This is a genomic window from Nonomuraea sp. KM88, assembly GCF_052245635.1.
Classification (GTDB): Bacteria; Actinomycetota; Actinomycetes; order Streptosporangiales; family Streptosporangiaceae; genus Nonomuraea.
In genome coordinates, this window is sequence record NZ_JBQQCC010000033.1 from 1 (window position 1) to 13,415 (window position 13,415).

Genomic DNA, 13,415 nt, shown 5'->3' on the forward strand with positions numbered 1-13,415 from the left:
AGATCGCCCTCGACCGCGGCATCGCCGGCCCCATCCTGTCAGCGTCCTCCTACTTCATGAAGTCACCACCCGAGCAGTACTCCGACGACCAGGCCCGCGACTACGTCGAGAAATTCATCCGCGGAGAAGTCGAACGCTGACCCCCTGACCGCCCCCAGGGCGCCGCACCCCCGAACGGGCGCGGCGCCTTCCGCATCTCAGGCAGCCCAGAGAGCGGGCTCAGAGGCGGGCGGCCGGAGGCAGCTCGCCGGCGGCGGCCGGCCGCCAGGTGAGCGGGTCGGAGCCGAGCTCCGCCAGCTGCGGCACCTGCTCCCTGCACCACGGCGAGATCGCCAGCAGGCCGTTCAGCACGCCCTCTGTGAACTCCTTCCACGGCATCCACGACACCTCCCCCACCTCGTCGGGGTTGGGCACGGCGGGAGCGTCGACCGTGACCCGGAAGACCGGGCACAGCTCGTGCTCCACGATGCCGTTGGCCATGACGGCGCGGTAGGCGAAGCCGGGCAACATCAGGTCGGCGCGCTCGGCCTTCAGCCCCAGCTCGTAGGAGAGCCGGCGCATGACCGCGCGATCCAGCGGCTCGCCCGGCAGCGGGTGGCCGCAGCAGCTGTTGGTCCAGACGCCCGGCCAGGTGATCTTGTGGTCGGCCCTCCTGCTGAGCAGGACGCGGCCTTCCCGATCGAAGACGTAGCTGGAGAAGGCCAGATGGAGGGGAGTGTCGCGGGAGTGCACCGACGTCTTCGGCGCGGTGCCGAGCGCGTGGCCACTGCGATCGACCAGCACAACGTGTTCCTCAGTCGTCACGCTTCGAAGCGTACGTGATCATGTGTACTGTGCGGAACCCGGTTCACCTGCTGGACCGGCATCCACGCGTCCCAGGCGGCGGGCACGGGGCTAGGCTGACGGAGTGTCGTTCGTCGCCGATCTCCGCGTGGTCCTACGAGGCCGGGACTTCCGGCGCCTGTTCGGGACCCGGCTGGTCTCCCAGTTCTCCGACGGGATCTTCCAGTTCGGCGTGACCGGTTTCGCCTTCTTCAGCCCCGAGAACCAGACGACCGCGCTCGAGGTGGCCGCCGGGCTGGCCGTGCTGCTGCTGCCGTACAGCGTGCTCGGGCCCTTCGTCGGCGTGTTCATCGACCGCTGGTCGCGGCGGCAGATCCTGGTCGTCGCGCCCTTCGTACGCGGTCTGCTGCTGCTCGTGGCCGCCGGGCTGATCGCCGCCGACGTGCCGGATCCGCTCTTCTACGGCGCGGCGCTGCTGGTGCTCGGCGTCAACCGGTTCTTCCTGGCCGCGCTCGGCGCCTCGCTGCCGCACGTCGTCCCCTCTGAGCGGCTGATCGCGGCCAACGCGGTCACCCCCACCTCGGGGACGGTGGCCACGTTCATCGGCGCGGGCGTCGGATTCCTGCTGCGGGAGATCTTCGGCGGCGGCGACTTCGGGGTGGCGCTGCTGCTGGCCACGTCCGGCGTGGTGTTCACGCTGAGCGCGCTGGTGGCGCGGACGATGGAGCGTCAGCTCCTCGGCCCGTGGCCCGACCCCGACCGGCCGCAGGCGCGCCAGGAGCTGCGCAACGTCGTCACCGGCCTGGCCGACGGCGCCAAGCACCTGCTGCGGCACCGGGTGGCCGCCGCGACGCTCGGCGCGATGGCCACGCACCGGTTCCTGTTCGGCATGTCCACCGCGCTCGGCATCATCCTCTACCGCTACTACTTCGCCGACGGCGACGCCGAGACCGCGCTGCGCGGGGTGAGCCTGGTCGTGGTCGGCGCCGGACTCGGCACCGCCCTGGCCGTGATCGTCACCCCGTACGCGACCGAGTGGTTCGGGATCGAGCGGTGGGTGCAGATCGCGATGGCCGGAGCCGGGGTGCTGACGGCGGTGCTCGTCCTGCCGTTCCAGGAGTGGGGGCTGCCGGTGGCCGGGTTCGTGCTGGGCCTGGCCGGGCAGAGCGTCAAGATCTGCGCCGACACGACGGTCCAGCGCGACGTCGAGGACATCTACCGAGGCCGCGCGTTCTCCATCTACGACATGCTCTTCAACGGCATGTACGTGCTCGCCGCCGCCCTGTCGGCGGTGATCCTGCCTCCCGACGGCAAGTCGTACGCCGCCGTGCTGATCATCTCGGTCGGCTATCCCGCGGCGGCGCTCGCCTACCGGATGATCACCACCACGTCACGTGCCGAGGTGGTTTGACCTGGCCCACTCCAGCAGCGCCTCGGTGGCCGCCTCCTTGCCGATCATGCCCTTGTCGAGCCTGAGGTCGAGCAGGAACTTGTACGCCCGCCCCACGACCGGCCCCGGCCCCACCCCGAGCACGCGCTGGATCTCGTTACCGTCGAGCTCGGGCCGGATCTTGGCCAGTTCCTCCTCCTCGGCGAGCCTGGAGATGCGCTCCTCGAGGTGGTCGTACGTCCGCGACAGCGCCGCGGCCTTGCGCTTGTTGCGGGTCGTGCAGTCGGCCCTGGTCAGCTTGTGCAGCCGGTCGAGCAGGTGGCCGGCGTCGCGCACGTAGCGCCGCACGGCGCTGTCGGTCCACTCGCCCGTGCCGTAGCCGTGGAAGCGCAGGTGCAGCTCGACCAGCCGGGAGACGTCGGACACGACGTCCTTCGGGAACTTCAGCTCGGTCATCCGCTTCTTCGTCATCTGGGCCCCGACCACCTCGTGGTGGTGGAACGACACCCGCCCGCCCGGCTCGTGGCGGCGCGTCTTCGGCTTGCCGACGTCGTGCATGAGCGCCGCCCAGCGCAGGATCCGGTCGGGCTTGCCGTCCTCCTCCTGCGCGATGGCCTGGTCGAGCACCGTCAGCGTGTGCTCGTAGACGTCCTTGTGCCGGTGGTGCTCGTCGATCTCGAGGCGCAGCTTGGGCAGCTCGGGCAGCACGTAGGCCGCCAGCCCCGTCTGGACCAGCAGCCCCAGCCCTTCGCGCGGGTGGGCGCCGCAGAGGAGCTTGTCGAGCTCGTCGCGGATGCGCTCGGCCGAGACGATCTGGATGCGCTCGGCCATCGAGGACATCGCCGCGAGGGCCTCGTCGTCCACCTCGAACCCGAGCTGCGAGGCGAACCTGGCCGCCCGCAACATGCGCAGCGGGTCGTCGCCGAAGGACCGCTCGGGAGGCCCCGGCGTGCGCAGCACCTTGGCGCGCAGGTCGCGCAGCCCGCCGTACGGGTCGGCGAACTCGTGCCCGGGCAGCCGCACCGCCATCGCGTTGACCGCGAAGTCGCGCCGCTCCAGGTCGGCCTCCAGCGTCTCGCCGTACATGACCTCGGGTTTGCGCGACTTCGGGTCGTACGACTCGCTGCGGTAGGTCGTGACCTCGATGAGCGAGGCGCCCTTGCGCAGGCCGACGGTGCCGAAGTCGATGCCGATCGTCCACACGGAGTCGGCCCAGGGTTTGACGAGCTCCAGCACCCGCTCGGGGTGGGCGTCGGTCGTCAGGTCGAGGTCGTTGCCGATGCGGCCGAGGAGGAGATCACGTACGGGCCCGCCGACCAGAGCGAGCTCGTGGCCGTGCGCGGCGAACAGGCGGCCGAGCTCGTCGGCCGCCGGCGCGATCTTGCGGAACAGGCCGTGCATGGCCTTCCGCTGGCTTTCGGTCAGAGTTGAGTCGGACAAACTCAGTGGGTCCTTCCGGAACATATCCCCCGAGCCACACCAGGTCCGGGTTACCTTCGGTCATGGGACCGTCGGGGGCCATGGAACGAGGTAAGGAGGACTATATGAAGGACGCCCTCGCGATCCACCGCTGGCTCCTCGCACACCAGGTCCATCATGAGATCGTACGCCTTCCGCGTCCCATGACATCCGCGGAAGAGCTGCCGAGGACGGTCTCCGCGGCACCCGAGAGGTGCCTGATGGTCACCGTGTTCGACGTGGCCACCAGGGTCGGCCGCGAGGTCGTCGTCGCGGTGACCTCCCCCGTCGCCCTGCCGCCCAGCCCTGGAGCCGTCGGCGGTCTGCTCGCGGCGCGCCAGGTGCGCTACGCCCCGGCCCACGTGGTCAACGCGGCCACCGACTACGCCGACGGGCTGGTGTGCCCGCTGCTGCTGCCGGAGTCGCTGCCCGTCTTCATCGACGACCGGCTGCGCGTGGACGAAGGGCCGGTCTTCATGCCCATCGGCGAACGCCACACCGCGCTCTCCTTGCGCGCCGTCGACCTGCTGACACTCCTGCCGGGAAAGCTGGCCGACCTACGGGGCACACGCCTGAGAGGATCACGTGGGGCGGTCGCGCGGCGGCACTGAACCCGTACCATTGCGGGCGTGCGTCGTCGTACTCCAGCTCGGGCATCCGCGTGATCCGTAAGGCCACGCTGCTCGCCGTGCTCTCCGCCGCGTTGCTCGCCCCCCTGGTGGCCGCGACGCCGGGCGCGGCTGCCACCAGCGCGAGCAGGCAGACCGTCACCGTGTCGCTCGCGTCGATCACGCCTGACGTGCCCACCTTGCAGACAGACGAGATCACGTTCACCGGCACGGTCCGCAACGACACCGGCGCGCCCACGCCGGCCCAGCGCGTACGCCTGCGCTACACGCCGCAGAGGTTCACCGACCGGGCCTCCATGGCCACCTACGCGGCCGACCAGAACACCGCAACGCTCCCGGCCAACGTCTCGAGCTCCTCGGCGACGGACATCCCGCCGCTCGCCGCCGGTGAGGAGGCGCGCTGGGAGTTCACCGCGACGCCGGTGCAGCTCGGCTACCGCTCGTTCGGGGTCTATCCGATCGCCATCGACGTGGCCCAGTACGGCGTTCCTGTCTACGCGCAGCGCACTTTCCTCACCTACGCGCCGCCCACCGTGCCCAAGTTGCCGCGCAACCAGCTGGCCATCGCCCTGCCGGTCATCGACCAGCCGCACCGGGCGACCGACGCGTCGCGGTTCGTGGACGACAAGCTGAGCCAGGCGATCACCGGCAAGGGCCGGCTGGCCGACCTGGCCCGCATCGCGCAGGTCGCGCCCAAGACCGTCAGCTGGTTCGTCGACCCGGCGTTGCTCGACGACGTCAACATGATGAAGGGCGGCTACACGGTCAAGACGAAGGACGGCGACGAGCAGCGGCCGGCCAGCGCCGAGGCCGGCACGTGGCTGACGACCATGCGCACCTCGCTGGCCTCCTCACCCGTGGTCGCGGTCCCCTACGCCGACCCTGACGTGACAGGGCTGGCCCACCGCGGCCTCGACGTGCAGCCCAACAGGGCCATCCAGCTGGCCGGGCAGAAAGCCAGAGAGCTGCTGGGCCGCGAGGTGAAGACCAACGTCAACTGGCCGCCGTCGGGCCGGCTCGACCCGGACGCGCTCGACCTGCTCTCGGTCGCCGAGGCCAAGGTCGACCGGGTGCTGCTCGACGCCGGCAACCTGCCGCCGCAGCCGCCCGTCACCTTCACTCCCGACGCCGCGTCCACTCTCGACTCGGTCAACGGCCCCGTCACCGCGCTGGTCGCCGACCCCCAGCTGAGCGCCCTGTTCGAGCCCAAAGGCGCCACGAGCACGCTGCTGAGCACGCAGCGCTTCATCGCCGAGACCGCGATGATCTCCGCCGAACAGGGGCAGGCCGCGCCCAGGTCGCTGGTCATCGCCCCGTCCCGGCGCTGGGACCCCAACCCGGCGCTCGTCTCCGCCCTGATGAAGACCGCGGGCCGCCTGCCGTGGTTGCAGATGACGACACTCGAGTCGATCAAGCCGGGCAAGGCGTCGGTGCCGCGCGCCGGGCTGACCTACACCGACGCCGACCGCAAGGACGAGCTGAGCGGCAAATACCTCAAGCGGGTCAAGGAGACCTGGGCGGAGGCGCAGCTGACCGCCGAGATCACGACGACCACGACGCAGTCGAGCTTCGACGCGGCCGTGCTCAGGCTCTCCTCCTCGGCCTGGCGCGCCAGCTCGCGGACGGGCCGCGCGCTGACCAAGGTGGTGAGCGCGGAGGTCGAGGACCGCCTGGAGAAGGTCGCGATCACCGGGGCCGGCCCCGACAGGCCGCGCACGCTGGCCGGCAGCAACGGCGTGGTGCCCATCAGCGTGAAGAACTCCACGGGCGCCCCCATCGCCCTCTACATCGACGTCCAGTCCAACAACCGCAAGCTGCTGCAGGTGAAGGATCAGGACGAGCTGCTCAACATCGGCGTCGGGCAGAGCGGCACTGTCCAGGTGCCGATGAGCGCCACCAGCAACGGTGACGCGACGGTCACCGTGCAGCTCAAGACCACCGACGGCAAGGCGTACGGCGAGCCGGTGCGGCTGACCATCCGCACCACGGGCTACACGGGCATCGCCTCGGTGATCGTCGGAGCCGCTCTCACCGTTATGCTCGCCGCCGTGGTGACGCGGGTGCTGCGGCGACGGTCGGAACGCAAGCTCGCCAGGGCCGCCAAGAACCGGGAGGTGAGCACGGCATGAGCCGCATGCTGCGGGCCAGCGCGATCATGGCGGCGGGCACGATGGTGTCCAGGGTGACGGGTTTCGTCAGGACCATGGTGCTGGCGTACGCCATCGGCACGGCTCTGCTCGGCGACGCCTACAACGCGGCCTACGCGATCCCGTACAGCATTCTCGACCTGCTGCTGCTGGGCGTGCTGAGCAGCGTCGTGGTGCCGATGATCGTCCGGGCGCAGCAGCACGACGCCGACGGCGGGCGGGCCTACGAGCAGCGCCTGCTGACGCTCGCCACGCTGGCGCTGGCCGTCATCGCGGTCGCCGCCGCTCTCGCCGCGCCGCTGCTCATCGACCTCTACACGGTGTGGGCACCGGACAGCCGGGAGTTCGAGGTCGCGGTCATGCTGGCCCGCTTCATCCTGCCGCAGCTGGCCTTCTTCGGCATGGGCGCGGTGGCGGGCGCCATCCTCAACACCCGCGACCGCTTCGCCGCGCCCATGTGGGCGCCGGTGCTCAACAACGTCGTCGTCATCTGCGCGTTCCTTCTCTTCGCCCTGGTCAGCACCGCGAAGGGCGACATCTCCAAGGTCACCGACGGTGATCTCGTCCTGCTGGGCCTCGGTACCACGGCCGGCATCGTGGCGCAGGCGTCCGTGTTGATCGTGGCGCTCAAGCGCGCCGGGTTCTCCTTCAAGCCCCGCCTCGACCTGCGTAACGCCCGGCTGGGTGAGATGGCCAAGGCAGGCGTCTGGACGATCGGCTACACCGTCGTCACCCAGCTCGGCTTCGTGCTGACCACCAACCTTGCCAGCGCCGCGGGCTCCGTGGTGGAGGGGCACGGCATCAGCCCGTACACCCTGGCGTTCCAGCTCTTCCAGCTGCCCTACGGCGTCATCGGCGTCTCAGTGATCACGGCCATGCTGCCGCGCATGAGCAGGGCCGTCAGCGACGGGCGGTTCGACGACGTCCGCTCCGAGTTCGGGTCGAGCGTACGCCTCATCTGCTCGTTGATGGTGCCGGTGTCGCTGCTGCTCATGGTGCTCGGCCCGGCGATCACCGTGCCGATCTACGGCCACGGCGCCAACAGCGTCGCCGACGCCGTCTACATCGGCAACGTGCTGCAGGTCTACGGGCTGGCGCTGGTGCCGTTCGCGCTCTTCCAACTGCTGCTCCGGGTCTTCTACAGCTTCGGCGACACCCGCACGCCAGTGTTCGTCGGCGCGGGCACGACAGCGGTCAACGCCCTGCTCATGTGGCTTTTCTTCACGCTGCTGCCGGCGCGCTACGCCGTGATGGGGCTGGCTCTCGCGTACGCGGTCGCGTACGCGCTGGGCGCCCTGACGGCGTGGTGGCTGGCCGGCCGCCGGGTCCAAGGGCTGGGCGGATGGAGCATCGGCATGGCGCTGACGAGGATGTATCTCGCCGCTCTGCCCACCGCCGTGCTGGCACTCGGGGCGGTCTGGGTGGTCACGGGGGTCTTCGACGGGCTAGGGTTCGTCAATTCGCTGATCGTTCTGGCCGTCGGTGGCGGCCTTGGATTGATCCTCTATCTCGGCGTTGCGCACAGAATGCGCATCCCGGAGGTCAACTCCATCGTTGGGATGGTCGCGGGGCGGGTAGGTCGGTAAAGAACGCGGGCGGAATCTACTCGGCACTACCATGGAGCCCGACACGCGGCGAATGGAAGCAGGAGGGGCGTGGGCGGATCCACCCGGCATAGCGTGCCTTCGTGGTACACGACCACGCAGGTGAGTCGAGTCATGAGCACGCCCGATCGGCCCAGCGGAGTGAGCCAGTGAGCACGTCGGCCGTCGAACCCGGCACCCGCCTCGCCGAGCGCTTCCGGCTCGAGGACCGCGTCAGCGAGTCCGACGGCGCCACCCTGTGGAAGGCCATCGACGAGATCCTCGCCCGGCCCGTGGCGGTCCACACCTTCGCCCCCGGCTTCCCCCGGGTCCACGAGGTCGTCACGGCCGCCCGGTCGGCGAGCCGGCTCACCGACCCGCGCCTGACCCAGGTGTTCGACGCGGCGGAGGACGAGAAGGCCTCCTACGTCGTCAGCGAGTGGGTCACCGGCGAGAGCCTGACCGACCTGCTGGCCTCGGGGCCGCTGGAGCCGGAGCGCGCGGCGGGGCTGGTCGCCGAGGCCGCCGAGGCGCTCGCGCACGCCCACGAGGCGCAGCTCTACCACCTGTGCCTGCGCCCGTCCCACCTGGTGTGGACGACCGGCAACACGGTCAAGGTGCTCGGCGTGGCCGTCGACGCAGCGATGTACGGACTCACCACCGACCAGCCGGCCCTCGACGACGCCGAGGGCCTCGGCCGGCTGCTCTACGCGGGGCTGACCGGCCACTGGCCCGGCGACGAGGAAGAGGGCGGCCTGCCCGCGGCGCCGATGACCGACGGCCACTTCTGCACGCCTCGGCAGGTCACCGCGGGCGTGCCCGGCTATCTCGACGCGGTGACCGTGCGGGCGTGCCTGCCCGAGGCGCGCAGGGGCCAGGGCGCGCTGGCCACTCCGGCCGAGGTGGCCGATGCGCTGGCCGACGTCGCCAGGCCGATGCCGATCCCGATCTCCTATCCTTCGACTCCCGCGGTGGCCTCCGCCTCCCACACCGAGGGTCTCGACATCGCCCACCGCCAGAAGCTGGCCGTCCCGCCGCCGCAGGCCATGCCGCACCGCGTGCCCAAGGGCGAGGGCAGCATGGTCAACCGGGTGCTGATGACGCTGGTGGTGCTGCTCGTCATCGCCGCCGTCGGCGTGGGCGCGTGGACGATCGGCAGGAGCCTGGGCAGCCCCACCAATCCTGAGGCGCAGCAGACCGTGCCCAGCACGTCGGCGTCGGCGTCCGCAGAGGCTCAGGCCGTCAAGCCCGAGAGCGCCAAGGGCTTCGACCCGCTCGGCGACAGTGACGAGAAGTCCGACATCGCGAAGCTGGCCATCGACGGCAAGCCCAGCACGTTGTGGAAGACCGAGGCCTACACCAGCGCCGACCTGGGCCGGCTGAAGGACGGCGTCGGCCTGCTGCTCGACATGGGCAAGTCCATGCAGATCAGCGACGTGGTGGCCACGCTGGGCGACGCGTCGGGCGCGAACGTGGAACTCAAGGTGGGCGACTCCGCCAATCTCGACGCGATGAAAACGGTGGCGACCAAGAAGAACGCAGCAGGTAAAACCACCCTCACCCCCGAAGAACCGGCAAGCGGTCAGTACGTTTTGATCTGGTTTACGCGCGTTCCGGCAGATGCGGGCAAGTTTCATGGCACCATCTATGAAGTAGTGGTGCACTCTCCCGGATCGGCATAATCAGGAAACTCTCTTGTGAACTCCCCACCCGAGACACCCTCAGCAGCGGAGCGGCCGGCGGTCACAGACGCCGAGCTGCTGTCTGCCCATATCAACGGGGACCCTCACGCCTTCAGCGAAATCGTCAAAAGGCACCGCGACCGCATGTGGGCGGTCGCCCTGCGTACGCTCGGTGACCCTGACGAGGCCGCCGACGCCGTGCAGGACGCCTTCGTCTCCGCATACCGCAAGGCCGCCACGTTTCGCGGCGAGGCGGCCGTCACCACCTGGCTGCACCGCATCGTGGTCAACGCCTGTCTCGACCGGATGCGTCGCAAGTCCGTCAGGCCGGTCGCCGACGACGAGCTGATCGAGGCCGCGGAGCGCGAGACCCCCCTCCCCGACCAGACCGTGGAGCGTGAGGTCTCCATGGAGGTCTCCGCCGCACTCAAACTCCTGCCCGGCGATCAGCGGGCGGCTCTCGTCCTCGTCGACATGATGGGCTATTCGGTAGAAGACGCAGCTCAGGTGCTCCAGGTGCCGAGCGGCACGGTGAAGAGCCGGTGCGCCCGGGGACGCGCGAAACTTGCCCCGATTCTTTCGCATCTGCGGAACCGAACGGACGGCAATCGCGTCTCATCCGCGAAGGGAGCAGAACTTCGTGACGGGTGATACGCACTACGATCTGGACATCCTGGCCGAGCTGGCCGAGGGTCTCCTAGACGTCGACACGGCACGCCAGGTCCGCGGGCATCTCGCGGTCTGCGACCCCTGCGGGGAGCTACTGGCAGACCTGGCGACGGTTCGCGAGGTGCTCGCGGCGACCCCCACACCGGCCATGCCGATGGGCGTCGCACTGCGCATCGACAAGGCTCTGGCCGCCGAGGCGGAGTCCCGGAAGGGCGGAGGCGTCGGCCTCGCGAACGCACCCGACTGGGACGAGCTCATGCGGGACGCCCCGTGGGAGCGCGCAGCCGAGGTGCCGGAGCCCGCACGCTTCGGCAGGCCCGCAGTTCCTGAGCCGGTGTCGACCGATGGCCCAGGAGAGGAAGTCGCCGAGCCGGTGCGCCTCGGGGTGGTCGCCGACGACGGCACCATCGTCCCGGCCAGGCGCACGCGCGCACGACGACGCGGCTGGGCGTTGCCCGCGGTCGCGGCAGCGGCGGCGGCCGTCGTGGTCGGCACGGCGGTGGCCTCCACCAACCTGCTGGCGAGCGGTGGCGGTAACCAGGGCGAAGCCGTCGCCCCACCGGTGGCGCTGCCCACGCAGTCGAAGCCAGTCTCGACACCCTCGCAGGCGGAGCGCGCTCCGCAGCGGGCGAAGTCGTACGCGCTGACCGACAGCCAGCACAACTACAGCGACCACGAGCTGCGGCAGCCGCTCGAAGGCGTCTTCGGACCCGCGCCCATCGTCGGCGGCGGCACGTCCGACGCCGCGAGCGTCGACAAGTGCGTGAGCAGGGTGGCCAACCGGTCGAAGCTGCCGACGTACGCGGTCGACCAGGGGCAGTACAACGGCCAGGAGGCCCTGGTGATCGCCTCGTGGAAGGACAAGGCCGCGCAGAGGCTGCGCATCGACATCGTCGACCCGTTCAACTGCAAGAACCTGCGCAAGCCCGCGCTGGGCCGCTGGTAGGCGAAACCCCACGTCAGAGCCCGCTCCGGCGGGCTCTTTCGTTTTGGGTGGGTGTTGAGGGCAGGGTGGGGAATCATGGCGGCCTAGGATCTGTTGACGCCGATGGCATCAGCACACCAGGAAGGCAGGCGTGAAGCGTTGAGCGACGTGCGTAACGTGATCATCATTGGATCCGGCCCAGCCGGCTACACCGCGGCCGTCTACTCCGCTCGTGCCGAGCTCAAGCCGCTGATCTTCGAGGGCTCCGTCACGGCGGGCGGCGCGCTCATGAACACCACCGACGTGGAGAACTTCCCCGGTTTCCCCGACGGCATCATGGGTCCCGACCTGATGGACAACCTGCGCAAGCAGGCCGAGCGCTTCGGGGCCGAGCTGGTCGCCGACGACGTCGTCGAGGTCGACCTCCAGGCCAATCCCAAGGTCGTCAAGACCCACACCGACACCTACTACGCCAAGTCCGTCATCCTGGCGATGGGGTCCGGCTACCGCGAGCTCGGCCTGGCGAACGAGAAGCGCCTGTCCGGGCACGGCGTGTCCTGGTGCGCCACCTGTGACGGCTTCTTCTTCCGCAACAAGGACATCGTGGTCGTCGGCGGCGGCGACACCGCGATGGAGGAGGCCACGTTCCTGACCAGGTTCGGCCGCATGGTGACGGTGGTCCACCGGCGTGACACGCTGCGGGCCAGCAAGATCATGCAGGACCGCGCGTTCGCGAACGACAAGATCCGGTTCGTCTGGGACTCCAAGGTCGTCGACGTGATCGGCGACACCAAGGTCGAGGCGGTCAAGCTGCGCAACCTCAAGACCGGCGAGGAATGCGAGCTGGCCACCGACGCGTTGTTCCTGGCCATCGGCCACGACCCGCGCACCGAGCTGGTCAAGGGGCAGATCGACCTCGACGAGAATGGCTACATCAAGGTCGCCTCCCCCAGCACCGCCACCAACATCGAGGGCGTCTTTGCCGCAGGAGACGTCGTGGACCACACCTACCGCCAGGCCATCACCGCGGCCGGCACCGGCTGCGCGGCCTCGCTCGACTCCGAGCGCTGGCTGGCCACCATCGAGAAGTGAAGGAGCGCACCGTGAAGGCTGTCACCGACGCCACCTTTGACACCGAGGTCCTCAAGAGCGACAAGCCCGTCCTCGTCGATTTCTGGGCCGAATGGTGCGGTCCGTGCCGCCAGGTTTCACCCATCCTCCAGGAGATCGCCAAGGAGCACGGCGACAAGCTGGAGATCGTCAAGCTCAACATCGACGAGAATCCTGAGGTTCCGCGCCAGTACGGCGTACTCCAGATCCCCACGCTGAACGTCTACAAGGGTGGAGAGGTCGTGAAGCAGATCATCGGCGCCAAGCCGAAGGCCATGCTGCTGCGCGAGCTCGAGGGCATCATCTAGCGCCCTGCGGCGCTGGTAGTTCGCCCGTCGTGGCGCGCTTCGCCCGGCAGAGCCCCCGTCCCTCGCGGCGGGGGCTTTCGCATGGGCGCACGGAGGGCTGAGATGCCGTCAGACGGGACGTAGGGCGCGTTCCGGACTCATGGAGCCGAGCAGCCGTTCCAGCGCCACCTCGACGTCCTCGCGCCACGAAACGGCGGTCTTGAGTTCCAGTCGGAGCCGCGGAAATCTCAAATGCGGACGAACTGTCTTAAATCCAACAGAAAGCAAGTATTCCGCAGGAACTATGCAACTAGGCTCTTCCCACTTGAGGTCGCCAAAAGCTTCTATGGCTTTCACCCCGCGCCGGGTCAGATCTTTGGCGACTCCCTGGACCAGCATCCGGCCCAGCCCGCCGCCCGAGAACTCGGGAATGATGTGGGCCGACATCAGCAGCACCGCGTCAGCGCTGACCGGCGAGGTGGGAAAGGCGAGCGAACGCGGGCTGTAGAGTGGCGGGCTGTAGAGCACGAAGCCCGCGGGCACCCCGTCGACATAGACGATCTTCCCGCAGCTCCCCCATTCCAGGAGCGTGCCGGAGATCCAGGCCTCCTTCTCCAGCCCGGAGTCGCCCGCATCCACCGCGCGCTCACCGTTGACGGGATCGAGCTCCCAGAACACGCACCGCCGGCAGCGCCTCGGCAGATCGTCAAGATTGTCCAGGGTTATGTTGACCAGCCGGCGCGACAACTACC

12 protein-coding genes and 1 pseudogene are annotated in these 13,415 nt (G+C 69.4%); 10 read left to right on the forward strand and 3 right to left on the reverse strand.

Annotated elements, in window-relative coordinates:
- Positions 1 to 140: pseudogene (locus tag ACTWPV_RS47420) on the forward strand (inositol-3-phosphate synthase); the annotation flags it as partial.
- A 79-nt stretch (positions 141 to 219) separates the two neighbouring features.
- Here the strand turns inward: ACTWPV_RS47420 and idi are convergent.
- Entirely contained in the window at positions 220 to 804 is a 585-nt protein-coding gene (idi, locus tag ACTWPV_RS47425; protein ID WP_347647519.1) for an isopentenyl-diphosphate Delta-isomerase, read from the reverse strand.
- Between the two features lie 103 nt (positions 805 to 907).
- On the opposite strand from idi, the gene ACTWPV_RS47430 reads away from it, so the two are divergent.
- Positions 908 to 2,194, forward strand: coding sequence for an MFS transporter (locus ACTWPV_RS47430; RefSeq protein WP_347647518.1), 1,287 nt, complete (start codon positions 908 to 910; stop codon positions 2,192 to 2,194).
- Here the strand turns inward: ACTWPV_RS47430 and ACTWPV_RS47435 are convergent.
- A complete protein-coding gene (locus tag ACTWPV_RS47435) occupies positions 2,174 to 3,637 on the reverse strand; it encodes a CCA tRNA nucleotidyltransferase (protein ID WP_443156886.1) in 1,464 nt (487 codons plus the stop codon). The genes ACTWPV_RS47430 and ACTWPV_RS47435 overlap by 21 nt on opposite strands.
- 80 nt (positions 3,638 to 3,717) lie before the next feature.
- Here ACTWPV_RS47435 and ACTWPV_RS47440 point away from each other — a divergent pair, with 80 nt between their 5' ends.
- From ACTWPV_RS47440 to trxA, 8 genes are all read left to right on the forward strand, one after another.
- Entirely contained in the window at positions 3,718 to 4,242 is a 525-nt protein-coding gene (locus ACTWPV_RS47440; RefSeq protein WP_347647517.1) for an aminoacyl-tRNA deacylase, read from the forward strand.
- Between the two features lie 50 nt (positions 4,243 to 4,292).
- Positions 4,293 to 6,389 (forward strand): DUF6049 family protein, encoded by a 2,097-nt coding sequence (locus ACTWPV_RS47445; protein ID WP_347647516.1) that lies wholly within the window; start codon positions 4,293 to 4,295, stop codon positions 6,387 to 6,389.
- Entirely contained in the window at positions 6,386 to 7,993 is a 1,608-nt protein-coding gene (murJ, locus tag ACTWPV_RS47450) for a murein biosynthesis integral membrane protein MurJ (RefSeq protein ID WP_347647515.1), read from the forward strand. Before ACTWPV_RS47445 ends, murJ begins: the two co-directional genes overlap by 4 nt.
- 167 nt (positions 7,994 to 8,160) lie before the next feature.
- Positions 8,161 to 9,672 carry a protein kinase family protein gene (locus tag ACTWPV_RS47455; protein WP_443156887.1) on the forward strand — a complete coding sequence of 504 codons (1,512 nt, stop codon included), beginning with the start codon at positions 8,161 to 8,163 and terminating at the stop codon, positions 9,670 to 9,672.
- A gap of 15 nt (positions 9,673 to 9,687) precedes the next feature.
- Positions 9,688 to 10,323, forward strand: a complete 636-nt coding sequence (gene sigM / locus ACTWPV_RS47460; RefSeq protein ID WP_347647513.1) for an RNA polymerase sigma factor SigM — start codon at positions 9,688 to 9,690, stop codon at positions 10,321 to 10,323.
- Positions 10,313 to 11,287 carry a hypothetical protein gene (locus ACTWPV_RS47465; protein WP_347647512.1) on the forward strand — a complete coding sequence of 325 codons (975 nt, stop codon included), beginning with the start codon at positions 10,313 to 10,315 and terminating at the stop codon, positions 11,285 to 11,287. Before sigM ends, ACTWPV_RS47465 begins: the two co-directional genes overlap by 11 nt.
- A 138-nt stretch (positions 11,288 to 11,425) precedes the next feature.
- Complete coding sequence (gene trxB / locus ACTWPV_RS47470; protein ID WP_443156888.1) at positions 11,426 to 12,358, forward strand: thioredoxin-disulfide reductase; 933 nt, start codon at positions 11,426 to 11,428, stop codon at positions 12,356 to 12,358.
- A gap of 11 nt (positions 12,359 to 12,369) precedes the next feature.
- The gene (gene trxA, locus ACTWPV_RS47475) at positions 12,370 to 12,684 is read left to right on the forward strand and encodes a thioredoxin (RefSeq protein WP_347647510.1); all 315 of its coding nucleotides are present in this window, start codon (positions 12,370 to 12,372) and stop codon (positions 12,682 to 12,684) included.
- A 108-nt stretch (positions 12,685 to 12,792) separates the two neighbouring features.
- On the opposite strand, the gene ACTWPV_RS47480 is transcribed toward trxA, so the two are convergent.
- Positions 12,793 to 13,410 carry a GNAT family N-acetyltransferase gene (locus ACTWPV_RS47480; protein ID WP_347647509.1) on the reverse strand — a complete coding sequence of 206 codons (618 nt, stop codon included), beginning with the start codon at positions 13,408 to 13,410 and terminating at the stop codon, positions 12,793 to 12,795.
- Between the last annotated feature and the right edge of the window lie 5 nt (positions 13,411 to 13,415).

Bases quoted from the DNA above. Each gene is read 5' to 3' on its own strand.
- ACTWPV_RS47440 (WP_347647517.1), top strand. From the start codon at position 3,718: ATGAAGGACGCCCTCGCGATCCACCGCTGGCTCCTCGCACACCAGGTC.
- murJ (WP_347647515.1), top strand. From the start codon at position 6,386: ATGAGCCGCATGCTGCGGGCCAGCGCGATCATGGCGGCGGGCACGATG.
- ACTWPV_RS47435 (WP_443156886.1), bottom strand. From the start codon at position 3,637: ATGTTCCGGAAGGACCCACTGAGTTTGTCCGACTCAACTCTGACCGAA.